This window comes from Roseisolibacter sp. H3M3-2 (genome assembly GCF_029211165.1).
Lineage (GTDB): Bacteria > Gemmatimonadota > Gemmatimonadetes > Gemmatimonadales > Gemmatimonadaceae > Roseisolibacter.
Map to the genome: position 1 here is coordinate 1 of NZ_JARGEK010000023.1, position 26,847 is coordinate 26,847.

26 protein-coding genes and 1 tRNA gene are annotated in these 26,847 nt (G+C 74.4%); 16 read left to right on the forward strand and 11 right to left on the reverse strand.

Annotation, left to right across the window (positions count from 1 at the left end; translation table 11 throughout):
- On the reverse strand, nucleotides 1-983 hold a 983-nt coding region (locus PYV61_RS03915), incomplete at its 3' end, for an HDOD domain-containing protein (protein WP_275828539.1).
- Nucleotides 984-1,095: 112 nt separating this feature from the next.
- On the opposite strand from PYV61_RS03915, the gene PYV61_RS03920 reads away from it, so the two are divergent.
- Nucleotides 1,096-2,379 (forward strand): HD domain-containing protein, encoded by a 1,284-nt coding sequence (locus tag PYV61_RS03920; RefSeq protein ID WP_275828541.1) that lies wholly within the window; start codon nucleotides 1,096-1,098, stop codon nucleotides 2,377-2,379.
- A gap of 6 nt (nucleotides 2,380-2,385) precedes the next feature.
- Here PYV61_RS03920 and PYV61_RS03925 read toward each other — a convergent pair whose 3' ends face one another.
- The 3 genes from PYV61_RS03925 to PYV61_RS03935 all read right to left on the reverse strand — a co-directional run bounded on the left by PYV61_RS03925 (nucleotide 2,386) and on the right by PYV61_RS03935 (nucleotide 5,398).
- Entirely contained in the window at nucleotides 2,386-2,577 is a 192-nt protein-coding gene (locus tag PYV61_RS03925) for a hypothetical protein (RefSeq protein WP_275828543.1), read from the reverse strand.
- Nucleotides 2,578-2,584: 7 nt separating this feature from the next.
- Nucleotides 2,585-3,364, reverse strand: a complete 780-nt coding sequence (locus PYV61_RS03930; protein ID WP_275828545.1) for a Stp1/IreP family PP2C-type Ser/Thr phosphatase — start codon at nucleotides 3,362-3,364, stop codon at nucleotides 2,585-2,587.
- A 171-nt stretch (nucleotides 3,365-3,535) separates the two neighbouring features.
- A complete protein-coding gene (locus PYV61_RS03935) occupies nucleotides 3,536-5,398 on the reverse strand; it encodes an ABC transporter ATP-binding protein (RefSeq protein ID WP_275828547.1) in 1,863 nt (620 codons plus the stop codon).
- A 119-nt stretch (nucleotides 5,399-5,517) separates the two neighbouring features.
- Here PYV61_RS03935 and PYV61_RS03940 point away from each other — a divergent pair, with 119 nt between their 5' ends.
- The 4 genes from PYV61_RS03940 (at nucleotide 5,518) to PYV61_RS03955 (ending at nucleotide 9,372) form a co-directional block, all read left to right on the forward strand.
- Nucleotides 5,518-5,781 carry a GlsB/YeaQ/YmgE family stress response membrane protein gene (locus PYV61_RS03940; protein ID WP_275828549.1) on the forward strand — a complete coding sequence of 88 codons (264 nt, stop codon included), beginning with the start codon at nucleotides 5,518-5,520 and terminating at the stop codon, nucleotides 5,779-5,781.
- Nucleotides 5,782-5,904: 123 nt separating this feature from the next.
- Complete coding sequence (gene uvrA / locus PYV61_RS03945; RefSeq protein WP_275828551.1) at nucleotides 5,905-8,823, forward strand: excinuclease ABC subunit UvrA; 2,919 nt, start codon at nucleotides 5,905-5,907, stop codon at nucleotides 8,821-8,823.
- A 36-nt stretch (nucleotides 8,824-8,859) separates the two neighbouring features.
- Nucleotides 8,860-8,932, forward strand: a tRNA-Asn gene (locus tag PYV61_RS03950).
- A gap of 2 nt (nucleotides 8,933-8,934) precedes the next feature.
- Entirely contained in the window at nucleotides 8,935-9,372 is a 438-nt protein-coding gene (locus PYV61_RS03955; protein ID WP_275828553.1) for a group I intron-associated PD-(D/E)XK endonuclease, read from the forward strand.
- Here PYV61_RS03955 and PYV61_RS03960 read toward each other — a convergent pair.
- Complete coding sequence (locus tag PYV61_RS03960) at nucleotides 9,353-10,267, reverse strand: extracellular solute-binding protein (RefSeq protein WP_275828555.1); 915 nt, start codon at nucleotides 10,265-10,267, stop codon at nucleotides 9,353-9,355. The genes PYV61_RS03955 and PYV61_RS03960 overlap by 20 nt on opposite strands.
- Nucleotides 10,268-10,374: 107 nt before the next feature.
- Here PYV61_RS03960 and purE point away from each other — a divergent pair, with 107 nt between their 5' ends.
- The 6 genes from purE (at nucleotide 10,375) to PYV61_RS03990 (ending at nucleotide 16,457) form a co-directional block, all read left to right on the forward strand.
- Nucleotides 10,375-10,893, forward strand: a complete 519-nt coding sequence (purE, locus tag PYV61_RS03965; protein ID WP_275828557.1) for a 5-(carboxyamino)imidazole ribonucleotide mutase — start codon at nucleotides 10,375-10,377, stop codon at nucleotides 10,891-10,893.
- A 14-nt stretch (nucleotides 10,894-10,907) separates the two neighbouring features.
- The gene (purK, locus tag PYV61_RS03970; protein ID WP_345785205.1) at nucleotides 10,908-12,068 is read left to right on the forward strand and encodes a 5-(carboxyamino)imidazole ribonucleotide synthase; all 1,161 of its coding nucleotides are present in this window, start codon (nucleotides 10,908-10,910) and stop codon (nucleotides 12,066-12,068) included.
- Nucleotides 12,069-12,171: 103 nt separating this feature from the next.
- A complete protein-coding gene (locus PYV61_RS03975) occupies nucleotides 12,172-13,416 on the forward strand; it encodes an acetate kinase (protein ID WP_275828561.1) in 1,245 nt (414 codons plus the stop codon).
- 87 nt (nucleotides 13,417-13,503) lie between these two features.
- On the forward strand, nucleotides 13,504-14,043 hold the full coding sequence (locus PYV61_RS03980) for a superoxide dismutase family protein (RefSeq protein WP_275828563.1): 540 nt from the start codon (nucleotides 13,504-13,506) through the stop codon (nucleotides 14,041-14,043).
- A gap of 192 nt (nucleotides 14,044-14,235) precedes the next feature.
- Nucleotides 14,236-15,285, forward strand: coding sequence for an SRPBCC family protein (locus PYV61_RS03985; protein WP_275828565.1), 1,050 nt, complete (start codon nucleotides 14,236-14,238; stop codon nucleotides 15,283-15,285).
- On the forward strand, nucleotides 15,282-16,457 hold the full coding sequence (locus PYV61_RS03990; RefSeq protein ID WP_275828567.1) for a zinc-dependent alcohol dehydrogenase: 1,176 nt from the start codon (nucleotides 15,282-15,284) through the stop codon (nucleotides 16,455-16,457). The genes PYV61_RS03985 and PYV61_RS03990 overlap by 4 nt, the downstream gene beginning before the upstream one ends.
- Nucleotides 16,458-16,468: 11 nt before the next feature.
- On the opposite strand, the gene PYV61_RS03995 is transcribed toward PYV61_RS03990, so the two are convergent.
- On the reverse strand, nucleotides 16,469-17,308 hold the full coding sequence (locus tag PYV61_RS03995; RefSeq protein ID WP_275828569.1) for a metallophosphoesterase: 840 nt from the start codon (nucleotides 17,306-17,308) through the stop codon (nucleotides 16,469-16,471).
- 141 nt (nucleotides 17,309-17,449) lie between these two features.
- Here PYV61_RS03995 and PYV61_RS04000 point away from each other — a divergent pair, with 141 nt between their 5' ends.
- Together PYV61_RS04000 and PYV61_RS04005 are read left to right on the forward strand one after the other, a co-directional pair.
- Nucleotides 17,450-18,328, forward strand: a complete 879-nt coding sequence (locus PYV61_RS04000) for a nucleotidyltransferase (RefSeq protein ID WP_275828571.1) — start codon at nucleotides 17,450-17,452, stop codon at nucleotides 18,326-18,328.
- Between the two features lie 171 nt (nucleotides 18,329-18,499).
- Complete coding sequence (locus PYV61_RS04005) at nucleotides 18,500-19,000, forward strand: nuclear transport factor 2 family protein (RefSeq protein ID WP_275828573.1); 501 nt, start codon at nucleotides 18,500-18,502, stop codon at nucleotides 18,998-19,000.
- On the opposite strand, the gene PYV61_RS04010 is transcribed toward PYV61_RS04005, so the two are convergent.
- The 4 genes from PYV61_RS04010 to PYV61_RS04025 form a co-directional block, all read right to left on the reverse strand.
- Entirely contained in the window at nucleotides 18,947-20,458 is a 1,512-nt protein-coding gene (locus PYV61_RS04010; protein WP_275828575.1) for a hypothetical protein, read from the reverse strand. The two genes, PYV61_RS04005 and PYV61_RS04010, sit on opposite strands and share 54 nt — an antisense overlap.
- Nucleotides 20,455-21,645 (reverse strand): hypothetical protein, encoded by a 1,191-nt coding sequence (locus PYV61_RS04015; RefSeq protein ID WP_275828577.1) that lies wholly within the window; start codon nucleotides 21,643-21,645, stop codon nucleotides 20,455-20,457. Before PYV61_RS04015 ends, PYV61_RS04010 begins: the two co-directional genes overlap by 4 nt.
- 90 nt (nucleotides 21,646-21,735) lie before the next feature.
- On the reverse strand, nucleotides 21,736-22,419 hold the full coding sequence (locus tag PYV61_RS04020) for a type 1 glutamine amidotransferase domain-containing protein (RefSeq protein WP_275828579.1): 684 nt from the start codon (nucleotides 22,417-22,419) through the stop codon (nucleotides 21,736-21,738).
- A gap of 5 nt (nucleotides 22,420-22,424) precedes the next feature.
- A complete protein-coding gene (locus PYV61_RS04025) occupies nucleotides 22,425-22,688 on the reverse strand; it encodes a hypothetical protein (RefSeq protein ID WP_275828581.1) in 264 nt (87 codons plus the stop codon).
- 140 nt (nucleotides 22,689-22,828) lie between these two features.
- On the opposite strand from PYV61_RS04025, the gene PYV61_RS04030 reads away from it, so the two are divergent.
- From PYV61_RS04030 to PYV61_RS04040, 3 genes are all read left to right on the forward strand, one after another.
- Nucleotides 22,829-23,917: a hypothetical protein gene (locus PYV61_RS04030; protein ID WP_275828583.1), complete on the forward strand. Its 1,089-nt coding sequence runs from the start codon at nucleotides 22,829-22,831 to the stop codon at nucleotides 23,915-23,917.
- Nucleotides 23,918-23,920: 3 nt separating this feature from the next.
- Nucleotides 23,921-24,406, forward strand: a complete 486-nt coding sequence (gene moaC / locus PYV61_RS04035; protein ID WP_275828585.1) for a cyclic pyranopterin monophosphate synthase MoaC — start codon at nucleotides 23,921-23,923, stop codon at nucleotides 24,404-24,406.
- A gap of 210 nt (nucleotides 24,407-24,616) precedes the next feature.
- On the forward strand, nucleotides 24,617-25,207 hold the full coding sequence (locus tag PYV61_RS04040) for a transglycosylase SLT domain-containing protein (RefSeq protein WP_275828587.1): 591 nt from the start codon (nucleotides 24,617-24,619) through the stop codon (nucleotides 25,205-25,207).
- Here the strand turns inward: PYV61_RS04040 and PYV61_RS04045 are convergent.
- A partial coding sequence (locus tag PYV61_RS04045; RefSeq protein WP_275828589.1) for a transglycosylase SLT domain-containing protein occupies nucleotides 25,180-26,847 on the reverse strand: 1,668 nt, incomplete at its 5' end. The genes PYV61_RS04040 and PYV61_RS04045 overlap by 28 nt on opposite strands.

Consider the following 26,847-nt stretch of genomic DNA (forward strand, 5'->3'; position numbering starts at 1 on the left):
GTGTCGGCGGGGGCGGACGCGGCGGGGGTGGGGTGCGCCGGGTCGCGGAGGGCGGCGGCCAGCTGGCGCGTCAGCCGCAGCCCGTCGAGCGCCACGCCGGCGGCGGCGAAGGTGTCGCGCGTCTGGGCCACCGCCTCGTCGGCAATCGCCGCCAGCACGTCGCGCGACAGCTTGAGGCGCGTGCCGTAGCGCTCCAGCACCGCCGCCACCCCCTGCCGCGCCGGCCCGGGCTCCTCGCGGTAGATCGCGACCGTGAGGTCGTGCGCGAACGCCGTCAGCAGCTCCAGCTCCCCCTCCCCGCGCTCCCCCGTCGCGCGCATGCCGAGGCAGACCGCCGCGGGCATCCCCCAGTCGCCGGCGATCGCGACGCCGATGTCCTCCAGCGAGCAGCCGAGCACCTGCGTCGCCCCGGCCTCTCGGGCGCGGCGCGAGTCGCGCGTCGCGCGCCCGCCGGCCGCGCGCAGGATCGCCGCGTTCTCGGCCGGCAGGTGCGCGGCCACCAGCACCTCGCCGAGGTTGCGGAACATCCCGCACAGCTGCGCCGTCTCGGGGTCGGCCATCCCGAGGCGCACCGCCGCCTCGCGCGCGTGCCCCGCCGTCAGCAGCGAGAGCAGCATCAGCTCCTTGAGCCCGGGCGAGCGCCCGCGGTAGTGCTCGAACAGCAGGAGCGCGCTGGCCAGGTCGCGCACCGTCTGCGCGCCGAGCAGCATCATCGCGTGCGTGGCGCTCTGCACGGGGCGGCCGGTGCGGTTGTAGTGCACCGTGTTGGCCGTGCGGATCACCTTCACCGTCAGCGCGTAGTCGCGCAGCACCAGGTTGGCGAGCCGCTGCGCGGACGCCTCCCCCTCGCGGAGCGAGTCCATCAGCTCGCCCATCTGCCGCGAGAACGACGGCATGTCGTCCGCCACGAGGATGCGGCGGACGTAGGCGCCGGGGCGGTCGGCCTCGGCGGCGCGTGCGGGGAGGGCGGCGGGGAGGGTCACGGGGGCGCGTCGGGGGACTGCCGACGAGTGTCGGCACCAGGCGCCCCGAACTGTGGCCCCTTCCCTGCCCAGGGGGCCGGCGGGTACCATCCGCGACCCGCAGCCCCCGCCCGTGGAGACCATCCGAGACCCGCTCTGGAACAACGTCCGCGTCGAAGACGCCGCCCTGCGGCTCGTGGACACGCGCGTCTTCCAGCGGCTGCGCTACGTCCGCCAGCTCGGCCTCGCGTACCTCGTGTACCCGGGGGCGACGCACTCGCGGTTCGAGCACGCGCTGGGCGCGTACCACCTGGCCCGCACCACGCTCGGGCTGCTGGCCGAGCGCGGCGAGCTGCGGCGGGTCCCCGACGAGGAGCCGGCGATCGTCCGGGCGGCCGCGCTGCTGCACGACGTCGGACACTACCCGTTCTCGCACGCGCTGGAGGAGATCGGCGTCCCGCACCACGAGGACGTCGCGCGCCCGCTGATCACCGAGGGGGAGGTCGCCGACATCCTGCGCGAGACGGTGGCGCCCGACGCCCCGGCGCGCGTCTACGCGCTGGTGTGCGGGCGGGGCGAGAGCCCGCTGCAGGGGCTCATCTCGGGGTCGCTCGACCTCGACAAGATCGAGTACCTGAAGCGCGACGCGCTGATGTGCGGCGTGCCGTACGGCGAGATCGACGTCGACCGGCTGCTCAACGCGCTCGTGCTGGTGGACGACCCGAAGACGGGGCGGCCGGCGGTGGGGATCCGCGAGAAGGGGCTGTCGGCGCTCGAGTCGCTGCTGTTCGCGAAGTACCAGATGTACCGCAACGTCTACTGGCACCACGCGGTGCGCGCGGCGACGGCGATGTACAAGCGCGTCGTGGACGTCGCGCTGCGCGGCAGCGTGCTGGAGGCGCGGACCGTGGCGCGCCTCACCGACGAGGGGATCCTGCACGCGCTCGAGTCGGCGGCGCCGGTCGAGCCGCAGCTGTCGATGCTCGCCGGGGCGCTGCGCGCGCGACGGCTGCACAAACGGTCGCTCGAGTGCCCCGCGGCGGCGTTCGACGAGAGCTTCGGCGACTGGATGGTGCGCGACCGCGCGCTGACGGTGGCCGTCGAGGATCGGCTGGCCGCGGAGCTGGGGCTGGAGCCCGGCGAGCTGCTGCTCGACTACCCGGCCAAGACGCAGATGCTGGGGCTCGACCTGCCGGTGCTGCGGCGCGCCGGGGGCGTGGTGCGCGTGACCGCCGCCGGGTGGGAGGGGGCGATCAACCTGACGACGCTCGCCGAGCAGCTGTACCGGTCGGCGCGGTGGCTGCGCGTCTTCACCGCGCGGCGGGTCGCGCTCCCGCAGGACCGCCTGCTGGCGGCGCTGCACCTCGACCCCGACGCGCTGCGCGCGCGGCTGGCCGGGGGCGCGGCGCTGCTGTAGCCCGGGTCAGCCGGCGCCCTTCTCGCGCCCGCGGGCCTCGGCCAGGCGGCGGGCGATCCCGCGGTAGAACCCCGCGTCCTCGCGCCGCCCCTGCTCCTCGAGCGAGAGGGCGGCCAGCTCCAGCGCGTAGAGGATGTTGCCGAGGTACAGCCCGGCGACGTCGCCCACCGTCCCCTCGCCGGGGTCGGGGGCGGTCACGCGGCGGTCATCCGGCGGCCGGGACGCTGTCGACCCCCTCGCCCGTGAACGAGGGGACCGGCGCCACGCCGTGCACCTGCACGAGGATCGCCGTGATGTTGTCGAGCCCCCCGCGGCCGTTGGCCTCGGCGATCAGCGCGTCGACCACGCGGGCCGGGTTGGCCTTGGACGCCATGAGCTGCTGGAGGCGCCGGTCCTCGACCATCCCGGTGAGGCCGTCGCTGGCGACCAGGAAGACGTCGCCCGGCGCGATCGGGCCGGCGAAGAAGTCCGGCTCCACCGACTCGTTGGCCCCGACGCAGCGCGTGATGACGTTGCTGTAGGGGTGGTAGCGCGCCTGCTCCGGGGTGAGGTACCCCGCGTCGACCTGCTCCTGCACGTAGGAGTGGTCCTTGGTGAGCTGGCGGAGCTGCCCCTCGCGCAGGAGGTAGATGCGCGAGTCGCCGACCTGGCCGATCAGGTAGCCGGCGTCGGAGAGCATGAGGATGGACGTCGTCGTCCCCATCCCCTGCTTCTCGGACTCGCTGATGGTGCGGTCGTAGATCGCCCGGTTGGCGTTGCGCACCGCGAGGGCCATGCGCTCGACGGCGCCCGGCTCGTCGATCGACTGGAGCGGCTCGAGCTCCTCGGCGATGATCTGCACCGCCATGGAGCTGGCCACCTCGCCGGCCGCGTGCCCGCCCATCCCGTCGGCGACGATGAAGAGCCCCCGGCTCTCATTGGCGACGGCGTAGAGGCTGTCTTCGTTGCCGGCACGGATCCGTCCGACGTCCGTGCGGGCGGCCACGGAGAGCTGCACTAGCGAGAAGGCACGAGAAGGCGCGTGGTCGCGGGTGCCGGACGCGGCGGGGATGGACGGACGGAAGGCCGCCCCCGCTGACGGCCGGGGCCGGGTCGGTCGAAACTACCCGGGGCCCCACTGGGGGGCAAGCGTGGCGCGCGGGCCACGCCGGGACGCTCAGGCGGCGGGGCGCGCGGCCTCCGCCGCCTGCGCGACCTGCAGCCGGTAGAGCCGCGCGTACAGCCCGTCGCGGGCCAGCAGCGCGGCGTGCCGCCCGCGCTCGACCACCTGGCCGTGGTGCAGCACGAGGATCTGGTCGGCGGCGACGATGGTCGAGAGGCGGTGCGCGATGGCGATCGTCGTGCGCCCGCGCATCAGCGTCTCGAGCGCCGCCTGGATGCGCGCCTCGGCCTCGCTGTCGACGGCGCTCGTGGCCTCGTCGAGCACGAGCAGCGCCGGGTCGGCGGCCACCGCGCGCGCGAACGCCAGCAGCTGCCGCTCGCCGACGCTGAGCGACGCGCCGCGCTCGCCCAGCTCCTGCCGCCAGCCGTGCGGGAGGCGCGCGACGACGCGGTCGGCCCCCACGCGCGCGGCCGCCGCGGCGACCTCCTCGTCGGTCAGCGGGGCGCCGAGCCGCACGTTGCCCGCGACGTCGCCGGCGAAGAGGAAGATGTCCTGCTGCACGAAGCCGACGCGCGAGCGCAGCGCGTCGAGGCTCAGCTCGCGCACGTCCACGCCGTCGACCAGGATGCGCCCGCGCTGCGGCGCGTAGAACCGCAGCAGCAGCGACACGATGGTGGTCTTCCCCGCCCCGGTGTGTCCCACCAGGGCGAGCGTCTCCCCCGGCGCGACGCGGAAGCTGACGCCGCGCAGCACCCACTGCGGGTCGGCGGCGGCGGGGTCGCCGTAGGTGAACCAGACGTCGTCGAACTCGACGGTCAATCCCTCGCCGCTCGACGCTCGACGCTCGACGCTCGCCCCGGCCGAGGGAGCCAGCGTCGAGCGTCGAGCGTCGAGCGGCGCCCCGTACTCCTCCACCGGCTCGTCCAGCAGCGCGAAGATCCGCTCCGACGCCGCCATCGCGCCCTGCAGGATGTTGAACTTCTCCGACAGGTCCTGCAGCGGCTGGAAGAAGCGGCGCACGAGCTGGAGGAACGCCGCCACCGTGCCGACGGTGAGCGTCCCCGCGCCGACGCGCGACGCGGCGGCGACGATGAGGCTCGCCAGCGCGACCGTGGTCAGGATCTCGATCGCCGGGAAGTACAGCGCGTAGATCCGGATCGAGCGCAGGTGCGCGTCGAGGTGGTCGTCGTTCAGGCGGCGGAAGCGCGCGCGCTCGTCCCCCTCGCGCCCGAACAGCTGCACGATGCGCAGCCCGCTCAGCCGCTCCTGCACGAAGGCGTTGATGCGCGCCAGGCGCGTGCGGATCTCGCGGTAGGCGCCGCGCACGCGCGTCTGGAAGAGGCGCGACGCCAGCAGCACGAACGGCATCACGGCGAACGCCGCCAGCGCCAGCTGCCAGTCCACCACCAGCATCATCACGCCGATGGCGACCAGGGTGAACAGGTCGCCCAGCCCGGCCACCACGCCGGCGGTGAACAGCTCGTTCAGCGCCTCGACGTCGGAGGTCACGCGCGTGACCAGGCGGCCCACCGGGCTCCGGTCGTAGAACGCCACCGGGAGGCGCTGCAGCCGCGCGAACAGCTCGGTGCGGAGGTCGCGCATGACGCGCTGCCCGAGCAGCCCCGTCAGCACCGTCTCGCCGTAGCCGGCGACGAACTGCAGGACGAGCGTGCCGGCGAGAATCAGGGCGGCACGCGTGACCCCGGCGGCGTCGCCGGCCGGCAGGGCGACGTCGATGACGTGGCGCGTCAGCACCGGGCCGACCAACTGCAGCCCGCCCTCGACGCACAGCAGCACGACGGCCGCCGCGACCAGCCCGCCGTAGGGGCGGACGTAGCGCAGCAGGCGGCGGGCGAGGCGCGCGTCGTAGACGCGCCCCATCACCTCGTCGTCGGCGGGCGGCGGGGGCGGCGACATGACAGGAAGGTAAGCGGGCCCGCATTGAACGGGCCGGCGCCGCCGAGTGTTTCGCATGGTACGCGCGTTGCACTCCCGGCCCGCACAACCGCAGTCGTCCTTACCCTGTGGAGGCGCAAATGGGTATTCTCGCTTGGATCATTCTCGGGCTCATCGCCGGTGCCATCGCCAAGGCGATCATGCCCGGCCGCGACCCGGGCGGCTTCATCGTCACGGCCCTCATCGGTATCGTGGGCGCGGTGATCGGCGGCTTCCTGGGCAACATGATCTTCGGGATCGGCGGCGTCTCGGGCGTCGACATCCGCAGCATCCTGATCTCGGTGGTGGGCGCGCTCCTGCTGCTCTGGATCTACCGCATGGCCACCCGCCGCTCGGCGGTGTAACGGCTCCTCCCGCCCCGGCGGGTTCGGCGCGGGGTGCGGGGTTCCCTGGAACCCCCGCACCCCGCGTCGCGTCTCACCCCGTGGCCCCGCCCGCTTCGGGACGTCTTCGGTTAGATTCCGGCCGTGAAAGATCGCATCGTCATCCGCGGCGCCCGTCAGCACAACCTGAAGGGCTTCGACCTGGAGATCCCGCGCCGGAGCTTCACGGTCATCACGGGCCCGTCGGGCTCCGGGAAGAGCTCGCTGGCGTTCGACACCATCTACGCCGAGGGGCAGCGGCGCTACGTGGAGTCGCTGTCGGCCTACGCCCGGCAGTTCCTCGAGCGGATGGAGAAGCCGCTGGTCGACGCGGTCGAGGGGCTCTCGCCGGCGGTGGCGATCGAGCAGAAGAACCCGACCAAGACGTCGCGCTCCACCGTCGGGACCGCCACCGAGGTCTACGACTACCTGCGCCTCCTCTGGGCGCGCGTCGGCCGCAGCTACTGCCCGGTCTGCGGGCGCGAGCTGCGCCCCGACACCCCGCAGTCGGTCCGGGCCGCCATCGAGTCGCTCCCCGAGGGGACGCGCTTCTCGATCGCCTTCCCCCTCCGCCTGTCGGCCAAGGTCACCCACGCGGTGGTGGTCGAGAACCTCCGCGCGCAGGGCTTCGTGCGCGTGGCGATCGCCGGCGAGCCGTTGCACCTCGACGACGTCGAGGCGCGCGGGGTGGACCTCACCACGGCGCCGGACCTGATGGTGGTGGTGGACCGCCTCGCCATCGGCCCCGACGTCGGCGGGCGCCTCGGCGACGCGCTGGGGACGGCGTTCCGGGAGGGGGACGGCGACGCGGCGGTGCTGTTCGCGTCCCCCGTCGCGTCCCCGGTCCCGGTGGCGACGCCGCACGGGCTCCAGGCCGGGCAGCCGGTGACGGTGCTCCGCTTCACCGAGCGCTACGAGTGCCCGAACGACGGCACCCGCCTCCCCGCCCCGACGCCGCAGCTGTTCAGCTTCAACAACCCGCGCGGCGCCTGCGAGACCTGCAACGGCTTCGGCGCCATCCTCGAGTACGACGAGGCGCTGATCGTCCCCAACCCCGAGCGCACGCTGCGCGACGGGGCGATCCAGCCGTGGACGATGCCGCGCTACGAGGCGGAGCGGCGCAAGATCGTCGACTTCGCGCGCAAGGAGGGGATCCCCGTCGACGCGCCGTGGCGCACGCTCTCGCGCAAGCAGCAGGAGCTGGTGCTCCACGGCAAGGCGCGCGGCTTCCTCGGCGCCTTCCCCTTCCTGCGCAGCAAGGAGGAGAAGCGGTACAAGCAGTACATCCGCGTCTTCCTGCGGCAGTACCAGACGGCGCAGGAGTGCCCGACCTGCAGGGGCGCGAAGCTGAAGCCGGAGACGCTGCAGATCCGCGTCGGCGGCGCGAGCATCGCCGAGGCGGCGGAGATGCCCGTCGACCGGCTCACCGTGTGGCTCGACGCGCTGGCGCTGTCGCCGTCGGAGAAGCAGATCGCCGAGCACATCCTGCTCGAGGCGCAGGCGCGCGTGCGCTTCCTGTGCGACGTGGGGCTCGGCTACCTGTCGCTCAACCGCGCCACGCGCACCCTCTCGGGGGGCGAGGCGCAGCGCATCGGGCTCGCCAACTCGCTGGGCGCGCAGCTGGTCGACACGCTGTACGTGCTCGACGAGCCGTCGATCGGGCTGCACTCGCGCGATATGCAGCGGCTCCTCCGCCTCCTGCACCGGCTGCGCGACGGCGGCAACACGGTGCTGGTGGTCGAGCACGACCCGGAGGCGATCGAGGTCGCCGACTACATGGTCGAGCTGGGGCCGGAGAGCGGCGAGAAGGGGGGCTACGTCGTGTTCGCGGGGCCGATGGCGCGGGTGAAGGAGAGCCCGCTCACGGGGCAGTACCTCACCGGCGCGCGATCGATTCCCGTCCCCGCCGAGCGGCGGCGGCTCGGGCCGCGGTGGCTCACTCTCACCGGGGCGCGCGAGCACAACCTCAAGGGCGTGGACCTGCGCGTGCCGCTGGGCGCGATGACGTGCGTGACCGGCGTGTCGGGCTCCGGCAAGAGCACGCTCGTGCACGACGTCCTGTACCGCGCGCTGGAGCAGAAGCTCACCGGCGAGCACTCGGCCAAGCAGCACCTGGGCGAGAAGGTCGGCCGCTACGACGCGCTCACGGGGTGGGAGACGCTCGACGACGTGGTGCTGGTGGACCAGAGCCCGATCGGCCGCTCGCCGCGCTCCAACCCGGTGACGTACGTGAAGGCGTACGACGAGATCCGGCGCATCTTCGCCGCGCAGCCGCTGGCCAGGCAGCGCGGCTTCACGGCGTCGACCTTCAGCTTCAACTCGGCGGGCGGGCGCTGCGAGACCTGCGAGGGGGCGGGCTACCTCGAGGTCGAGATGGTGTTCATGGCCGACGTGTTCGTCCCCTGCGACCAGTGCGGCGGCAAGCGGTTCAAGCCCGAGGTGCTGGAGGTGACGGTGCACGGGCGGACGATCCACGACGTCCTGCAGCTCACGATCGACGAGGCGATCCGCTTCTTCCCGCGCGAGGAGAAGCTCGGGCAGGCGCTCTGGCAGCTGCAGCAGGTGGGGCTCGGCTACCTCCGGCTCGGCCAGCCGGCGACGACGCTCTCGGGCGGCGAGGCGCAGCGCGTCAAGATCGCGCGCGAGCTCGCGCTGTCGGCCAAGTCCAAGGGGCGGAAGCTCTACGTGATGGACGAGCCGACGACCGGGCTCCACCTGGAGGACATCCGCAAGCTCGGCGACGTGCTGGACCGGCTGGTGGACGCGGGGCACACGCTGGTGCTGATCGAGCACAACCTCGACGTCATCAAGCGGGCGGACTGGGTGGTGGACCTGGGTCCGGAGGCCGGCGTGGGCGGGGGGGAGATCATCGCGCAGGGGACGCCGGAGGAGATCCTGGCGGAGCCGCGCTCGCACACCGGGCGGTTCCTGCGACGGGTGCTCCCGGGCCCCGACGCCGCCCCCGCCCCGGCCGCGGCCAAGGCGCCCGCCAAGCCGCGCCGCCCCCGCGCCCGGGCGGGTTGACCGAGCCGTCCGGCCCGTTTAAGCTCCGAGTCTCATTCCCGCGTAGCTCAGTTGGTAGAGCAGACGACTGTTAATCGTCGGGTCGTAGGTTCGAGTCCTACCGCGGGAGCTATGGACCTCCGAGTGCCACCCAACCCGAAAACGGTTGGCGAGCGCTCGGAGGTCTTCGTTTTGGCTGCACTCGTCCGCGCGGGATACGAGGTGCTGATCGCGCCCTTCACGGACAACCGGCGCTACGACCTCGTCATAGACGACGGGAGCCGCTTCCTCCGCGTCCAGGTGAAGACCGGACGGTTGCGCGGGGGGGCGGTGATCTTCCCGACCTCCAGCTCGCAGGCCCACCGCGGGCGCGGGCGGCAGTCGTACCGCGGCGCGTGCGACCTGTTCGCGGTCTACTGTCCGGACAACGAGGCGGTCTACCTCGTGCCGGTCGACGAGGTCGGCGAGATCAAGTGCCGGCTGCGCGTCGCGCCGGCGGCCAACGGCCAGCGGGCCGGCGTGCGCCTCGCCGAGGACTACCTGCTGCGCCTCAGGGCGCCGGCGCCGTGACAGTGACCGCCGAGTCGAGCGCGTCGAGGGACTGCGCGCGCAGGATGCGGCGGCCGTCGGGCGAGAGGAGGAAGTCCACCAGCGCGCGGGCCTCGGCGGGCCGTTCGGCGGCGCGCGGGACGGCCAGGGCGTAGGCGATCGGCTCGCCGCGGAAGGTGACGGAGTCGCCGAGCCGACGCCCGGGGACGCGCACCGCCGCCGCGGCGTAGGCCGCCGAGTCGGGGATCGAGCCGAGATCGACCGCCGGCGGCAGGACGCGGTACGGGAGGCGAGCCGCGCGCGCGAGGTTCTCGTAAGTCCAGACGTAGTCCAGCTCCCCCGTCTCGACGAGCGCGATCTGGTCGGCCTCGCGCGGGCGCACGTTGCGCGGCGGCGCCGCGGCCAGCAGCCGGGCGGCGAGCCCCGGGACGCCGTAGTGCCGCTCGGCGAGCTGGAAGACGAGCAGCGTGCGGTAGCCGCTGGGGTCCGTCGCGGGATCGGCGCGCCCGACCTCGACGCCGGGGCGGTCGAGGATCTCCCACCACCGCTCGGCGCGCGCGAACTCGGCGGCGTGCCGCGCCCGCGCGCCCCACGCGACCACGATCCGGTTGCGCGCGAAGAGCGTCCAGCGGTCCACGTGCGCCGGCGCGAGCAGCGCGGGGAACACCGCGCGGTCGGCGAGCAGCAGCACGTCGGGCGTCTCGCCGAGGTCGGTGATCCGGCGCGCCAGCTCGAGACTCGACTGCGACTCGAGACGGCTCACGACGCCGGTGCGGGCGGTGAACGAGTCGAGCACCGCACGCACCGGGCGCGTCAGGCTGGCGGCCGCCCAGACCCGCAGCGGCGGCGCATCGGGGCGTTCGCCGGCGCAGGCGGCCAGCGCGAGGGCGAGCAGGGGCGCGAGTGCGCGACGCATGGCCGCAAAGCTCGGCGGCGCGCGGCGGGGCGCCAAGCCCCTGCGCCCCGCGTCCGGAGCCGGGTATCTTCCCGCCGGCCGCCTACTCACCCCTGCCCCGCACGCCCATGCCCGACGCCGCCGCCGTGCCCCCGCCGACCGACGCCGCCCCGCTGGTGGGGGTGGTGATGGGGAGCAAGAGCGACTGGGGCGTCCTCGGCCCGGCGTGCGAGACGCTGGCGGAGCTCGGGGTCGCGTACGAGGCGCGCGTCGTGTCGGCGCACCGGACGCCCGACTGGCTGTTCGCGTACGCGGAGGGCGCCGAGGCGCGCGGGCTGCGGGCGATCATCGCCGGCGCCGGGGGCGCGGCGCACCTCCCGGGGATGCTGGCCGCCAAGACGCTCGTCCCGGTGCTCGGCGTGCCCGTGCCGGCGACGATGCTGAACGGCGTCGACTCGCTGCTCAGCATCGTGCAGATGCCCGCCGGCGTCCCGGTCGGGACGCTGGCCATCGGCAAGCCGGGGGCGGTGAACGCCGCGCTGTTCGCCGCGCAGCTGATCGCGACCACCGACGCGCAGCTCCGCGCGCGGCTGCAGGCGCGCCGCGACGCGCGCCGCGACGAGGTCCTCGCGCAGGAGCTGCCGTGAGCGCGCGCGACGAGCTGGCGCCGATCCTCCCCGGCGCGACCATCGGCATCCTCGGCGGCGGGCAGCTCGGGCGCATGACGGCGATGGCCGCGCGCGCGCTCGGCTACGACGTGCACGTGCTCGACCCCGACCCCGACTGCTCGGCGCGCCCCGTGGCGTCGCGCGTCGTCACGGCGCGCTTCGACGACGCCGACGCGGCGGCCGACCTGGCGCGGCAGTGCGACGTCGTGACGCTCGAGATCGAGCAGCTCGCGCCGACGGCGCTGGAGGCGGTCGCGCGCCACGCGCGGCTGCACCCGGGCGCGGGGGCGATCTGGGTGATCCAGGACCGCGTGCGGCAGAAGGACTGGCTGGCGGAGCACGCCTTCCCCGTCGGCCCGTTCCGTCACGCCGAGGGGGCCGCGGACGTGGCGGCGGCGGTGCGCGAGCTGGGCGCGTGCATCGTGAAGTCGGCGCACGGCGGGTACGACGGGCGCGGGCAGGCGCACGTGCTCGACCCGGGCGACGCGGCGGCGGCGTGGCAGGCGGTGGGCGCGCGGCGCAGCGTCGTCGAGCAGCGGCTCGACCTCGCGCTCGAGTTCTCGGTGCTGGTGGCGCGCCGCGCCGACGGGCAGATGGCCGTCTACCCGCCCTCGCGCAACCACCACACGCGCGGCGTGCTGGCGTGGTCGGTCACCCCCGCCGACCTCGCGAAGGAGGTCGCGCGCGCCGGCGCCGAGGTGGCGATGGGGATCGCGGAGGGGCTCGACCTCGTGGGGCTGCTGGCGGTCGAGTTCTTCCTCACGACCGACGGCCGCGTCCTCGTGAACGAGCTCGCGCCGCGCCCGCACAACACCTACCACCAGTCCGAGCGCGCCTGCGCCACGAGCCAGTTCGAGCAGCTCGTGCGCGCCGTCTGCGGCCTCCCGCTCGGCGCGCCGACCCTGATCGCCGCCGGCGCGATCGCGAACCTGCTCGGCGACCTGTGGGTGACCGACGCCCCGCCCGACGCGGTCGGCGCGCTGGAGGTGGCGACGGCGCGTCTGCACCTGTACGGCAAGCGCGAGGCGCGCGCGGGGCGGAAGATGGGCCATGTGTCCGCCGTCGGGCAGAGCGGCCCCGAGGCGCTGGCGCGCGCGCTGGACGCGTACGAGCGCTTCCGGCCGGCGGCGTGCCCGGCGATCGACCGGCCGTGAGGACGCCCCCCTCGACGCTCGTCGCTCGACGCTCGCTTCGCCGTCGGGACCGAGTGAGCGCCGAGCGCGGAGCGCCGAGCGGCCGCGGAGCGGTGGCGGCGCCATGAACGTCCTCGTCCTCAACGCCGGCTCCAGCACGCTCAAGTTCCAGCTGGTCCGCACCGACCACGAGCGGCTCTCCGCCAACACCGACGAGAAGCTGGCGCGCGGCACGATCGAGCGGCTGGGCGGCGAAGCGGTGCTCACGCTGCGCGCCGGCGACGGGCCGACGACGCGCACGACGGCGTCGCTGCGCGACCACCGCGCGGCGGTCGAGTGGATCCTGGCGTGGCTCGTGAGCGCGGAGAGCGGCGTGTCGCTCGGCGGGCGCGCCGACATCGAGGCCGTCGGGCACCGCGTCGTCCACGGCGGCGAGCAGTTCACGCGCTCGGTGCGGATCGACGACGCCGTGCTGCGCGGGATCGAGGACACCATCGACCTCGCGCCGCTGCACAACCCGGCCAACCTGCGCGGGATCCGCGCCGCGGCGGCCGTGCTGGGTGCCGGGGTACCGCAGGTGGCAGTGTTCGACACGGCGTTCCACAACACGCTGCCGCCGCACGCCTACCTGTACGCGATCCCCTACCAGCTCTACCGGCGCTACAAGGTCCGCCGCTACGGCTTCCACGGCACGTCGCACCGCTACGTCGCGCACCGCTGGCGGCAGCTCACCGGCACCGCGCGCGAGGCCACCCGGCTGGTGACGCTGCACCTCGGCAACGGGTGCTCGGCGTGCGCCATCGCGGGCGGCGACTCGGTCGACACGTCGATGGGCTTCACGCCGCTCGAGGGGCTCGTGATGGGGACGCGGTCGGGCGACGTCGACGCGACGATCCTCGACTACGTGGGCGCGAAGGAGGGGCTGTCGCTCGGCGAGGCCGAGGCGCTGCTGAACAAGCAGTCGGGGCTCCTCGGGATCTCCGGGCTGACGCACGACATGCGCGAGCTGCTGGCCGAGGAGCGCGAGCACCGCGACCGCCGCGCCTCGCTCGCGATCGACATCTTCTGCTACCGCGTGCGGAAGTACGTGGGCGCCTACCTGGCCGCGATGGGGGGCGCCGACGCGCTGGTGTTCGCGGGCGGCATCGGCGAGAACGCCCCCGAGGTGCGCGCCCGCATCTGCGCGGGGCTCGAGTGGATGGGGCTCGCGATCGATGCCGGGCGCAACGACGCGCTGGCCGGCGGGCGCGAGGGCGCCTTCCACGCCGAGGGGTCGCGGCTCGGGGCGTGGGTCATCCCGACCGACGAGGAGCTGCTCATCGCGCGCGACACGTACCGCGTAGTCTCGGGTGCCCCCGCCCGCTTCTGAGGGCACGACCGGGGGCGCCCGCCCGTTCCGTCGTCGCGGCGCGCAACGTGTAAGACGCGTGCGCGACATCACACCCCAGAGACCGACATGCGTCGAATTCCCGCCCTCTCCCTGCTCGTGCTCGCGGCCGCCTGCGGCGGCGGGCGCGGCGGCGCCTCCGGGCCCGCCCCCGTCCCCGCCAACATCACCGCCCGCGCCGAGATCCGGGACGCGGAGGGGCGCTCACTCGGCACGATGACGCTGTCGCAGACCCCGCACGGCGTCCTGGTGTCCGGCGAGCTCACCGGCGCGGCGCCGGGCGTGCACGCGATCCACTTCCACGACGTGGGGCGGTGCGAGGCGCCGTTCACGAGCGCGGGCGGCCACTTCAACCCGACGCAGCGCGTGCACGGCTTCCGCATCCCGGCCGGCTACCACGCGGGCGACCTGCCGAACTTCACCGCGCCGGCCAGCGGCAACGTCCGCGTCGACCTCTTCAGCGACCGCGTCACGCTGGGGACCGGCCCGACGAGCCTGCTCGACACCGACGGCTCGTCGATCGTGATCCACGCGACTGCCGACGACTACGCCACGGACCCGGCCGGCAACTCGGGCGGCCGCATCGCCTGCGGCGTCATTCGACGCTGAGCGAACGCAACCATCGCCGCGCCTGATCGTGGGGGTCCCATCCGCCGGATGGGGCCCCTTCGCGCGTGCGGGGCACCCCGCTTGCTCCCCACGTCGGCGCGCGGCCGCCCCCCGGCGAGCGCCGGTCGCGCAGGCGCGCGGCGGGGCGGCCGAACCAGGACCAGAGAGCGCGTTGCGACGCGCCAGGAGGGGATGACCATGGTGCGCATGGCCGACGGGGCGGCGGCGCTGGACGAGGACGCGGCGACGTGGGGGGAGGCGGGGCGGCGCGCGCGCCGGGCCCGCTCGCACGCCGACCCGCAGAAGGAGCACGGGCGCCACGGCGCCACCGCGCACGAGTCGCGCGGCGAGGGGCGCAACGTCAACGCGGTCGAGCGCGCGCTGTCGCTGGCCGCCGGCGCGTGGCTCGCGTCGATGGCGCTCAAGCGCAAGGACTGGTCGGCGCTCGCGCTCGGCGTCGCCGGCGGCGCGCTGCTGGAGCGCGGCGTGAGCGGGCACTGCCCGGTCTACGGCGCGCTCGGCGTCACCACCGCGCGCGACGAGCGGCCCACGCGGCTGCACGGCGCCGCGGCGACGGTCGACGCGAAGAAGGCGCAGCGGATCGAGCGCGCGATGACGATCCACGGGCGCGGCGCGGACGAGCTGTACCTGTTCTGGCGCCGGCTCGAGAACCTGCCGCGCATCTTCCAGCACCTCGAGTCGGTGACGGAGCACGACGCCCGACGCTCGCGCTGGGTGGCCAAGGCGCCCGCCGGCCGCACGGTGGAGTGGGAGGCCGAGATCGTGAACGAGGTGCCGGGCGAGGTCATCGCGTGGAAGTCGCTCCCCGGCTCGCAGGTGCCGAACGCGGGGTCGGTGAACTTCCGCGAGCTGCCGGCGGGGCGCGGCGTCGAGATCAGGGTCGTGCTCGAGTACGAGCCGCCGGCCGGGAAGCTGGGCGTCGCCGTGGCGCGGCTGTTCGGCGAGGAGCCGGCGATCCAGGTGCGCGAGGACCTGCGGCGCTACAAGGCGCTCGTCGAGGCGGGGGAGCTGCCGGTGAGCGAGATCCCCGGGCAGGGCGAGCGGGCGCGGGTCGCGGAGTTCAACGCGCAGGTGAGCCGCGGCGACACCGGGGCCGACCTGGGCGGGTTCCAGGAGCGCGCGCCCGGCGAGGCGCACGAGCCCACGCACGTGCCCACGCCCGCGGACGCGGAGCGCGGCATCAACACCAGCGAACCGGCCACCTGGGAGGCGCGGACATGAGGGCGTGCTGCTGGCAGGGCGTGGAGAAGGTGCAGGTCGACCGCGTCCCCGACCCCGAGATCATCAACCCGCGCGACGCCCTCGTGCGCATCACGTCGACCGCGATCTGCGGCTCCGACCTGCACCTCTACGGCGGGAAGGTGCCGACGATGAAGCGCGGCGACATCCTCGGCCACGAGTTCATGGGCGTGGTCGAGGAGGTCGGCAAGGGGGTGAGGAACCTGCGGAAGGGCGACCGCATCGCCGTCCCCTTCGACATCGCCTGCGGGAACTGCTACTACTGCCAGAACGACCTCTGGTCGCTCTGCGACAACTCGAACCCCAACGCCGCCGCGCTCGAGGAGCTGAACGGCTTCAGCTCCTCGGGGCTGTTCGGCTACTCGCATCTCTACGGCGGCTACGCCGGCGGGCAGGCGGAGTACGTGCGCGTCCCGTTCGCCGACGTGGGCGGGCTGAAGATCGAGAGCGGGATCGAGGACGAGAAGGTCCTCTTCCTCACCGACATCTTCCCGACGGGCTACCAGGCCGCCGAGCAGTGCGGGATCCGCCGCGGCGACGTGGTCGCGGTGTGGGGCGCCGGGCCCGTCGGCCAGTTCGCGGTGGCCAGCGCCTTCATGCTCGGGGCGTCGCGCGTGCTCTGCATCGACCGGTTCGACTACCGGCTGGCCAAGGCGCGCGACCTGTGGGGCGCCGAGATCCTGAACTACGAGCGCGACACCGACGACATCGTCGAGACGCTGAAGCAGATGACCGGCGGGCGGGGCCCCGACCACGTCATCGACGCGGTGGGGATGGAGGCGCACGGCACCGGCTTCTACGACGAGTACGAGCGCGGGAAGCAGTTCGCGAAGATCCAGACCGACCGCGCCGCCGTGCTGCGCCAGGCGATCCAGGCGTGCGGCAAGGGGGGCACGGTGAGCCTGCCCGGCGTCTATACGGGCTTCATCGACAAGTTCCCGATGGGGCAGGCGTTCGCGAAGGGGCTGACCTTCAAGATGGGGCAGACCAACACCCACAAGTACATGCGCCCGCTGCTCGAGAAGATCGAGCGCGGCGAGATCGACCCGTCGCGGATCATCTCGCACGTCGTGAAGCTCGACGACGCGCCGCGCATGTACGAGGTGTTCCAGGAGAAGCGCGACGACTGCCTCAAGGTCGTGCTCAAGCCGTGATCAGGTCGTGATCACGCCCTGACCGCGGGCCCCGCCCCGGCGCCGTTGGCCGCCGCCGGGGCGGGATCCCCCGCCCCGCGGCGCCGCTCCGGCCCCTCGTACGACGGCCCGTGCTCGGACTTCGGCTCCGGGTCGAGCTCCAGGAAGCGCACCGGGACCTGCTCCGGGTAGCGCTTCCGGAGCAGCGGCATCGCGACGTTGTAGCACGGCGCGCCGTTCGAGAGCTTCCCCTCGGGCGACCCGTTGTGTGCGTGGCCGTGGAAGACCGCGGTGACGTTGTAGCGGAGCAGCGGCTCCTCGTGCCGCCCGCAGCCGAGCCACGGGAAGATCTCGAGCGGCTCGCCCTCGACCGTCGCGCGGATGGGCGCGTAGTGGAGGAGCGCGACCTTCTGCGGCGTGCGCAGCCGCGCGAGCGCGGTCTCGAGCTTCAGCGTCTCGTCGACCGCCTCCTTCACGAAGCTCTTGATCCCCGGCTCGCCCCAGGAGCCGAGGGTGGAGCGCCCGAACCCGCCGGCGAAGCCCTTGATGCCGGCGAAGCCGATCCCCTGCACCTCGTGCGACTCGCCGTCGAGCACGACGACGCCGGCGTCGCGCAGCTGCGCCACCAGCTCGGTCGGGTGGCCGGCCTCGTAGTCGTGGTTCCCGAGCACCGCGATGATCGGGAGGCGGAGCGAGCCCAGCTCCTTCACCAGCACCTTCCCCTCCTCGGGCGACCCGTAGTCGGTCAGGTCGCCGCAGAGCAGGAGCACGTCGGCGTGGTCGGCCACGTGGGCGAGGATCGGGGCGAGGACGCCCTGCGACGTCTTGCTCACGTGCACGTCGCCCACGGCGGCGATGCGGACAGTCGGCATAGGGGATGCTTTGGTAGCGGCGGTGTCTCGACGGGCGGGGCCGTGACCGGATCCGGTCGCCGCGGCCCACCTGACCTCGGCCGCGATTCAACAACCGTTCCGCCCGTGAGCCCTGACCAAGCGCCTCCCCAGGACGAGTCCGTGCTGCCCCCGATCCGGGAGGCCAACGCCGGGCCGCGTCCCCGCCGCAAGAAGCGGGAGCGGCGCACGGCGCCGCGGCCGCCGCGCCGCACCGACCTCGCGTCGCCCGGGGCGCAGGCGGTCTACCGGCGCGTGATGGAGACGCTGCAGGAGGCGGGCCTCCCCTTCCTGGTCGGGGGCGCCTACGCGTTCACCCCGTTCACGGGGATCCCGCGCTCCACCAAGGACTTCGACCTGTTCGTCGCCAAGACGGACATCCACCGCGCCCTCGACATCCTCAAGGCCGCGGGCTTCCGCACCGAGCTCACCTTCCCGCACTGGCTCGGCAAGGCGTACAAGGGGAAGGAGTTCGTCGACCTCATCTTCAGCTCGGGGAACGGCGTCGCCCCGGTGGACGCCGACTGGTTCACCAACGCACCCACCGGCGAGGTGCTCGGCGTCACGGTGCAGCTGGCCCCCGCGGAAGAAATGTTGTGGTCGAAGGCGTTCGTGATGGAGCGCGAGCGCTACGACGGCGGCGACGTGGTGCACCTGCTGCGCGCCCGGGCGGAGAAGCTGGACTGGCATCGCGTGCTGGAGCGCTTCGGGCGCAACTGGCGCGTGCTGCTGTCCTGTCTCGTCCTGTTCGGCTTCGTCTACCCCGGGGAGCGCACGCGCATTCCGTCGTGGGTGATGGCGGAGCTGCTGGAGCGCCTGCGCGCCGAGCTCACGCACGACGCCGACGTCGGCCGCCTCTGCCAGGGGACCGTGATCTCGCGCCAGCAGTACCTCCCCGACGTGCTCGAGTGGGGCTACGTCGACGGGCGGCAGGAGCCGTACGGGAACATGACGGCGGAGGAGATCGCGGACTGGACGAAGGCGATAACGGCCAAGAAATAGGGCGTGGTCAGGTACGGCGTGGTCAGGTACCGCGTGGTCAGGTGCGGCGTGCTGTCCGGTCCGAGGGCGGACGGTCGCGCCGCAGCTGACCACGTTCCATCGGACCACGCCGTACCTGACCACGCCGTACCTGACCACGCGGTAACAGACCACGCCGTACCAGGAGTTCGCATGTCCAATCCCAGCGCACAGGAGTTCGTCGCCGCCCTGCGGCGGGTGGAGGAGCACGGGGACGTCGAGACGATGGCGGCGCTCTACGCGACGGACGCGGAGCTGCGCAACCCGGAGCTGTCGGCGCCGCTGACGGGGAGCGAGGGGGCGCGGCGCTTCTGGACGGCGTACCGCGAGTCGTTCGACGAGATCCGGTCGCGATTCCACGCGATCCTCGAGAGCGAGACGCGCGTCATGCTCGAGTGGACGAGCGACTGCCGCACCACCGCCGGCGTCGAGACGCAGTACGGCGGGGTGAGCGTCGTGGAGACGCGCGACGGGCGGATCGTGCGCTTCGGCGCCTACTTCGACCCGGCGCGCCTCACCGCGCACCCGCGCGTCGAGACCGAGGCGCGCGCGTCGGGACGGCCCCCGCTCGCCGACGCGCCGCCGGCCGACCGCGAGCGGTCAGCGGACCTGCGTCGCGAAGGCGGCGGTGCGGACGCGTCCGCCCTGTCGTAGCTGCACCCACACCCGGTAGGCGCCCGGCTCCGGGAAGGCGAACGGGAAGCCGACCGTCCCGGGGTACGTGACCTCATGGCCGGCGTGGTCCGCGGTGTCCGCGGGCTGCGCCGCGCCGTGCAGCGTCGTGTCGCCGGCCTCGCGCCGCAGCAGCCGGCGCTGCGCGGCCATCGAGATCGTCCCCATCGGGTGCAGGTGCACGAACACCGAGCCGTCCTCGCGCAGCACCATCGCGTGGGCGGCCATCCCCATGTACGGCTCGACGTCGACCACGCGCCCCGCCGAGTCGCGCAGGACGAAGCGGAGCGTCGTGTCGGCGCGCGCCGCGAACGGGCCGCGCCCCTCCCAGGTCAGCGTGAGCCCGTCGCCCATCGGCGCCGCGCCCTCGGCGGGGCCGTTCATGATCCAGGCGTCGTCGCCGTCGCTGCCGAAGCCCTTGGGCACCGAGCGCGGGAGCCCGGGCGGGACCTCGGTGACCGCAACCAGCGTGCGCGCCAGCCCGCTCTCGTGCACCACGTCGGCGAACACGCGGTAGCGGCCCGGCGGGAGCCCGGGGAGCGGCGTGTCGAAGCGCGCCGAGTCGAGGCGCGTCGGGTGCAGGTGCGCGAGCACGTCGAAGTACGGCTCGCGCACCGCGAACAGGTGCATGAGCTTCCCGTGGTCAGGCATCAGCGGCGTCGTGCGCCCGGCGTAGAAGAGCGAGTCGGTGATGGTGAAGCGCAGCGTCTGGCGCCCCGCCGAGTCCATCGTCACGACCGCGGTGCTGGCGAGGGGGCGGTACATCGCGCGAAGGTAGCCGGCGTCGACCGCGCGCCACCACCGGCTGCCGCCGAGGAGCGCCAGCGCCGCGACGCCGGCGGCGACGCTGGTCGCCACGCGCGCGTGCAGCCGGCGGCGGGGATCGGGGCGCTCGCCCGGCGGGCGCGCGCCCGCGCGCACCGCGCTGAAGACGAGCGTCAGCAGCCCCGCGACCAGCAGCACGCCGAGCACGGCGAGCATCCACCCCATCCAGGGCGCCATGCCGAGGCGCGCGGTGGCCTGCGCGACCACGGGGACGGCCGCCGTGCCCCGGCCCGCGGGGCCGTCGACGGTGACGTTCACCATGTACGAGCTGCGCGTCATCAGCCAGAGCGGCGCGGCGAAGGTGCCCGGGGCGCCCGCCACCTCCCCCGCCGGCTCGGGCGCGGGCGCGCCGCGCGTGCCGACGTTCCACTGCGCGGCCTGCACGAACACGCGCGCGGCGCGCCCGTCGAGGACGCGCACGGTGACCTGCGCCTGCCCCGGGATCACGCCCGGCATCCGCACCACGACGCGCACCGGGTACGGCCCGGCCGCGCCGTCGAAGTAGGCGTCGGTGGTGCCGACGTGCGCGCTGACCAGCAGCGCCGCGACGGCCACGGCGGACACGAGGGCGACGGCGCGCAGCGCGCGTGCGAGCGCGCGCCGGAAGGCGATCACCGGCGCACCGTGCGCATCCACCCGCCCAGCGCGAGTCCGCCGCGCGCGGTGAGCACCGCCACCGCCACCGCGACGCCGAGCCCGCGCGCGAGCGCCGCCGGCGAGCCGTCGACGTCGAAGAACTCGCCGCGCGACCAGGCGAAGGCGCGCGGGACGCTGTACGGCAGGTGGTCGCCCATGAACAGCGCGTTGTGCGACGCCGGCGACAGCAGGAACGCGCCGAACCACCAGTGCGTCGCCAGCATCGTCGCCACGAACGCCGCGCCGAGGGCCGCCGCCAGCACCGTCGCGCGCGCGCGCGGCAGGGCGCGGGCGAGCAGGTCGAACGCGAGCGCCGGCGCCACCAGCAGCAGCGGGAAGCCGAGCGACACCATGTGCGTCACGTCCTGGTGGATCGGCCCGAGCTTGGGCGTCGCCGGCCACGGCGCGAGCGCCCACCCCGTCACCAGGAGGAGCGCCGAGTAGATCGCCGCCACCGTCGTCGCCGGCCAGCGCAGGCGCAGCGCGCGCCCCGCGGCGGCGAGGAGGAACGGGAAGGGCACCGCCGCATAGAGGTAGAAGCGGCTGCTGTGCGCCAGGTACGGGCGGGTCTGCTCCCAGACCGCCAGCGCGCCCATGGTCGCCAGGAGCCCGAGCGCGTAGGCGAAGATCGCGCGGTAGCGGCCGGCCGACGCGCTCCCCGCCGCCTCGGCGTCGTTCTGCGCGGTGAGCGCCGTCATGCACGCGCCGCCGATGACGAACAGGATCCCCGCCAGCAGCACCGTGTGCGGCGGCGACAGGATCTCGACGTCCAGCCCGTACGCGGCGTGCCACCAGTCGTCGAACGGCGCCGACGTGAGCATCGCCCCCGCGCCCCAGATCGACACGAAGGCGCCGAGCGGCCCGCGGAAGCCCCAGAAGCGCACCGCGCGGTCGCGCGCCGCCTCGTCGCGGCCGAAGGAGGTGCGCAGCACGAGGAAGCCGTTCGCCAGGCCGGCGGTGCTGCCGCCGAGGTAGATCCCCATGTGCGCCGGCGTCCAGAACGTGTCGCGGCCGATGGAGATGTGCCACGAGATGTCCCAGATCAGCCCGACGATGATGCTGGTCGCCGCGAAGACGGTGGCGACGAGCGGCCAGGGGACCGCCGGGGCGCGGGCGTCGGCGTGCGCGGCGGGCGCCAGCGCGGCCGGGATCGAGCGGGCTTCCATGGGCGGGCGGAGGCGGGGGCGGACGACGCGCGACGGGCGGCGCCCCGAATTCTTACGGAGCGCCGCCCGTCGCCGCCAGCCGAGCCGGGGTCAGGCCTCGGCGCGCGGCCCCTCGCGCGACGCGCCCGCGCCGCCCACGTGCGACGGCCCCGGGAGCGGGTCGCTCGCCGGGAAGGTCTGCTCCACCATCCGGTCGAGGCTCCGCTCCTCGACGGCGGTCGTCAGCATCCCCACCAGCTTCTCGCAGAACGCCGGCAGGTCGGCCGGCTTGCGGCTGGTCAGCAGCCGCTGGTCGAGCACCGTCTCCCGGTCCTCCCACTCGCCGCCGGCGTTCCGGATGTCGGTCTTGAGCGACGGCCACGACGTCAGCGTCCGCCCGCGCACCGCGTCGGCCTCGACCAGCAACCACGGGCCGTGGCAGATGGCCGCCACCGGCTTGTCGCGCTCGATGAAGTCGCGGACTAGCGCCACCGCCCGCTCGTCCTCACGCAGCCGGTCCGGGTTGGCGACCCCGCCGGGGATCACCAGCCCGTCGTAGTCCCCGGCCCGCACCTCGTCGACCGTGCGGTCGACCGGCAGTGCCTCGGCCTTGTCCAGGTGATTGAACCCCTGGATCTCCCCCGGCTCCAGCGAGACGAGGTCCACCTCGGCGCCGGCCGCCTCGAGGGCGCGCACCGGCTCCACCAGCTCCACAAGCTCCACCCCGTCGGTGGCGAGGACGGCGACGCGCCGCCCCTTCAGCGCGCCCCCCTCGCTCGGCTTCGCCGTGGCCATCGCGGCTACTCCGCCCGCTCGCCGTCGGAGGCCTGCTCGCCACCCTCCTGCTCGGCCTTCATGCGCGCCTTCACCTCGCGCAGCTCGGCGAGCGCCGGGTTCACCCCGCTGGCCGGGATGTGGCTCGGGTTCTCCTTCGCCTTCTTCGTCGCGTTCTGGACGAGCTCCTTGTTGTCGTCCGTGAACTCCTCGCGCCGGCGATCCTTGTAGTCGGTGGCGCCGGCCTCGCCGGGGTCGATCTGATACTGGTCGGGACGCTTGCCGCCCATGATGCCTCCAGGTGTCGGGTGCGCCTCGCGAGGGGGCAGGAAGCGGGCCGGGGAGCACCGCGTCGGAGGGCCGGCCTGGCGAACTCGGCGTTGAAAGTCAACGGGTTACGCGCTCCGCCGGGCGGCGCCAGTATTCAGGCGTGCCCATCGTTCCCCTCCACGGCCACGCCGCCCTGCGCCGCCGCCTCCTGGAGGCCGCGAGCCGCGACGTGCTGCCCGCCAGCCTGCTGCTCCAGGGCCCGCGGGGGGTCGGGAAGCAGCGCCTGGGGCTGTGGCTCGGGCAGGCGCTCCTGTGCGAGGGCCCGATGGGCGAGCGCCCGGACGGCGAGCCGTGCGGGCGGTGCCGGCACTGCCGCTACGCGGTCGAGCTGACGCATCCGGACCTCCACTGGTACTTCCCCCGGCCGCGTTTGAAGGACTCCGACCCGTCGCCGGCCGACATCCAGGCCGACCTGGCCGGGGCCCGCACGGACCGACTGGAGCGCCACGGGCTGTACGGGCCCAGCTCCGGGCTGGAGGGGCTGTTCGTGGCGGCGGTGCGGTCGCTGGTGCAGCAGGCGGCGGTCTCCCCCGCCCTGGCGCGCCGCAAGGTGTTCGTGCTGGGCGACGCCGACCGGCTGGTCGCGCAGGAGGGGTCGGACCAGGCGGCCAACGCCCTGCTCAAGCTGCTGGAGGAGCCGCCGGCCGACACGGTCCTCATCCTCACGTCGAGCGAGCCGGGGGCGCTGCTGCCGACCATCCGTTCGCGCGTGGTGGCCGTGCGCGTCGCGCCCCTGCCGCCCGCCGACGTGGCGGCGCTGCTGGAGCGCCCCGAGGTGCAGGAGGTCCTGAAGGCGGACGGCCAGCGGGACCCGGTGGCGGCGCTCGCCGAACGGGTCGGGGGCGCGCCGGGGGCGCTGTTCGGGGGCGCGGCGGGGAGCGCGGCCGCCGCGTCGGCGCAGCGCATCCTGGACGCGGTCACGCGCGGCGGACGACCGGAGCGGCTCAAGGCGGCCTTCGTGCAGGGGGCGGCCGGCGCGCGTGGCGCGTACTCGGACACCCTCGACGCGCTGACCGTGGCGCTCCGCGATCTCGCCCGCGACACGGCCGCCTCGGACCCGCGGCGGGCGCTCGGCGCCGCGCGGGCGGTCGACGCGGTGGAGCGGGCGAAGGCCCGGGCCGCCGGGAACGTGAGCCCGCAGCTGCTGACCGCGCAGCTGGTGCGCGAGCTGGCCGGGGAGCTGGGCTGAGGCGTGGCGGACGGACCACAGCACCTGACGCACGTCGGCGACGACGGGTCGGCCCGCATGGTGGACGTGGGCGACAAGCCCGAGTCCGACCGCAGCGCGCGTGTCGAGGGCGTCATCCGGATGGCGGCGGCCACCCTGACGCTGATCCGCGAGAACGCCATCGCGAAGGGGGACGTGCTCGGGGTGGCCCGGCTGGCGGGGATCATGGCGGCCAAGCGGACGGCGGAGCTGATCCCGCTCTGCCACCCGCTCCCGCTGACCCACGTCGACGTCGACCTCGCCCCGGACGCGACGCTCCCGGGCGTCCGCGTGACGGCCACCGCCCGCACCAGGGGGCGGACGGGCGTCGAGATGGAGGCGCTCACGGCGGCGACCGTGGCACTGCTGACCGTCTACGACATGGCCAAGGCCGCGGACCGCGGCATGATCCTCGAAGGGGTGCGGTTGGTCGAGAAGACCGGCGGCGCCTCGGGACCGTGGCGTGCGTGAGACACCTCACGCATCGCCGCGCCGGCGCCACACGGTCGGGCACGGCATATCGCTTGCCCCGAACCAGGTCGTCCCACCCCGTGCCGCCGGGTCGTTTCGGCGCGCGGGTGCCGTTCCCTCAGCCCATCAGCCATGCGTGACCACGCCCCGCGCGAGTCCTACGCGCACCGCGGCGACGTTCTGCGTCGTCGTGCGCGTCGACAGCATCGCATGCTCCTGGCCGGCACCGCGCTCGCGGCGCTCGTCCTGGTGCGCGAGCGCTCGCTCGAGGAGGCCGCCGCGGCCCCGACCCGGCACGTCCCCCTGCTCGTGCGCCACCCCGAGGCGCGCAGGCCGGAGGCCCCGCACATCGATCTCCGCCGCTGGCACCGCGTGTACCGCTTCGCCAGCCGCTACCGCATCTCCCCCGACCTCGCCGGCACGATCCACGACGCCGCCGTCGCCGAGGGGATCGAGCCCGAGCTCGCGTTCCGCGTCGTGGACGTCGAGAGCGAGTTCAACCCGCGCGCGATCAGCCCGGTCGGCGCGGTGGGGCTCACGCAGCTCATGCCCGCGACCGCGCGCCACTTCGTCCCCGGCGTGACGCGCAAGCAGCTGTACGACCCGCACCTCAACGCGCGCGTGGGGTTCCGCTACCTGCGCGGGCTGATCAAGGAGTACAAGAGCGTGCGCCTCGCGCTCCTGGTGTACAACCGCGGCCCGGTCGCCGTGCAGGCAGCGCTCGACAGCGGGCAGGACCCGGCGAACGGGTACGAGCGCGTGGTGATGGGCTCCTACCGCGGGCGCGGCTTGCTCGACTGAGGCGCCTTCGCCTTCGCAGACTTCGAGGGCGTCGCGGCCTTCGCCGGCTTCGCGGACCTGGTGCTCTTGCTCGACGACTTGGGGCGGGCGGCCGACTTCTCGGTCGCCCGCTTCGTCGTCTTCGCGGGCTTCGCCTTCGTCGGCTTGGCAGTCGCGGACTTCGAGCGCGCGGACTTCGACGTCGGCGGCTTCGCGGCCGAGGGCTTCGCCTTCGTCGACGCGACGGTGGCCAGCGACGGCAGCTCGAGGCGTCCCGCCGACTCGCGGCGCTCCGCCTTCTCGTCCGTCCTTGCCGCGCGCTCGGCCGAGTCCTTCGTGACGCGGTCGCCCGCGTCGTCCTTCCGCTCGCCCTTCTCCTCGCGCTTCTCCTTCCCCTCGGCGAGCTTCACCTCGACGCGCGCCGACTCGTCCTTCGCCTTCTCCTTCGTCTTCTCGGGCGCGGGCGCCGGCAGCGCGGGGAGCGCGCCCGCGTCGTCGCCCGCCGACGGCGTGCGCCCGAACTCGAGCACGGCCTTCGTCGGCACGCGCAGCGCCTGCCCGCCGATGATCCGCCCCTTCCACTTCCCCGACTTCGCCGTGTCGAGCGACTGGTTGAGCGCCGTCAGCCACGCGAGCGGCACGTCCTCGCGCTCGGCGATCGCCTCCCAGCGGTCGCGCTTCTTCGTCGTCGCGCGCCGGAACGCGCGGCGGTCGGCGGCGTCGAGCTTCGCCAGGCGCGCCGCGAACCCGGCGCCGGCGCCGTCGGGGAGCCGCACCAGCGTGCGCCCGCCCGGCGGCGTGATCCCGCGCAGCAGCTGCGGGTTCAGCTCCAGGAACTCGGCGCGCGACGCGCCGGCGGCGCGGGCGGCCGCGGCCACCGGCAGCAGCGGCTCGACGAACGCCGAGTCGTAGGCGAAGGCGCGCTGCGCGCGCACCGTCAGCCCGTAGCGCGACAGCTCGTTGCCGACGAGCGTGGCCGCGATCAGCTGCGGGACGTAGTTCTTCGTCTCCGGGCGGATCTGGTCGGCCTGCGCGAGCGCGAAGAAGCGCGCCTCGCCGACGGTCGTGTCGGCCGCCGCCGTGAGCTGCGCGAGCCCGCGCGAGACGCGCGTCGGCCCGCCGTTGTACGCCGCCGCGGCGACGAAGTGCGAGCCGTACTGCCCCCGGAGCCAGCGCAGCATGCGCACCGCCGCATCGGTCGAGCGCACGGGGTCGCGGCGCTCGTCCACCCACCAGTCGACGCGCAGCCCGAGCTCGCGCGCGGTGGGCGCCATGAACTGCCACATCCCGACCGCCGACGCGCGCGACACCGCGTTCTGGTCGTAGCCGCTCTCCACGAGCGGCAGGAAGCGCAGGTCCTCGGGGAGCCCGGCGGCGCGCAGCCGCGTGCGGATCATCGCCTCGTAGCGCGACCCGCGCGACAGCCAGTTGGTGAACGTCGTGCGCGCGTTGCCCGTGAACAGGCGCACGTAGTGCTGCACCCGCTCCTCGTCCTCGAAGTCGTGCACGTCGAGGTCGAAGGTCGCCCCGTCGAGGTGCGGCTGGTGCACGCGGCGCGCGGCCGGCGCGTCGAGCGCGGGCGCCGACACGCTCGGCGCGGGGAGGTCGTTGGGCGTCGCGGGCGGCACGTCGGGGCGCGCGGCCGGCGCCGGGGTCGGGGC

What these genes read in the sequence shown, in the direction of transcription:
- PYV61_RS04005 (WP_275828573.1), top strand. Translation starts at nt 18,500, where the DNA reads ATGTCCAATCCCAGCGCACAGGAGTTCGTCGCCGCCCTGCGGCGGGTG.
- PYV61_RS03995 (WP_275828569.1), bottom strand. Translation starts at nt 17,308, where the DNA reads ATGCCGACTGTCCGCATCGCCGCCGTGGGCGACGTGCACGTGAGCAAG.
- PYV61_RS03955 (WP_275828553.1), top strand. Translation starts at nt 8,935, where the DNA reads ATGGACCTCCGAGTGCCACCCAACCCGAAAACGGTTGGCGAGCGCTCG.
- PYV61_RS04020 (WP_275828579.1), bottom strand. Translation starts at nt 22,419, where the DNA reads ATGGCCACGGCGAAGCCGAGCGAGGGGGGCGCGCTGAAGGGGCGGCGC.
- PYV61_RS03980 (WP_275828563.1), top strand. Translation starts at nt 13,504, where the DNA reads ATGCGTCGAATTCCCGCCCTCTCCCTGCTCGTGCTCGCGGCCGCCTGC.
- PYV61_RS03960 (WP_275828555.1), bottom strand. Translation starts at nt 10,267, where the DNA reads ATGCGTCGCGCACTCGCGCCCCTGCTCGCCCTCGCGCTGGCCGCCTGC.
- PYV61_RS03935 (WP_275828547.1), bottom strand. Translation starts at nt 5,398, where the DNA reads ATGTCGCCGCCCCCGCCGCCCGCCGACGACGAGGTGATGGGGCGCGTC.
- PYV61_RS03985 (WP_275828565.1), top strand. Translation starts at nt 14,236, where the DNA reads ATGACCATGGTGCGCATGGCCGACGGGGCGGCGGCGCTGGACGAGGAC.
- PYV61_RS03940 (WP_275828549.1), top strand. Translation starts at nt 5,518, where the DNA reads ATGGGTATTCTCGCTTGGATCATTCTCGGGCTCATCGCCGGTGCCATC.
- PYV61_RS03975 (WP_275828561.1), top strand. Translation starts at nt 12,172, where the DNA reads ATGAACGTCCTCGTCCTCAACGCCGGCTCCAGCACGCTCAAGTTCCAG.
- PYV61_RS03990 (WP_275828567.1), top strand. Translation starts at nt 15,282, where the DNA reads ATGAGGGCGTGCTGCTGGCAGGGCGTGGAGAAGGTGCAGGTCGACCGC.
- purE (WP_275828557.1), top strand. Translation starts at nt 10,375, where the DNA reads ATGCCCGACGCCGCCGCCGTGCCCCCGCCGACCGACGCCGCCCCGCTG.
- PYV61_RS04040 (WP_275828587.1), top strand. Translation starts at nt 24,617, where the DNA reads ATGCTCCTGGCCGGCACCGCGCTCGCGGCGCTCGTCCTGGTGCGCGAG.
- PYV61_RS04015 (WP_275828577.1), bottom strand. Translation starts at nt 21,645, where the DNA reads ATGGAAGCCCGCTCGATCCCGGCCGCGCTGGCGCCCGCCGCGCACGCC.
- PYV61_RS04025 (WP_275828581.1), bottom strand. Translation starts at nt 22,688, where the DNA reads ATGGGCGGCAAGCGTCCCGACCAGTATCAGATCGACCCCGGCGAGGCC.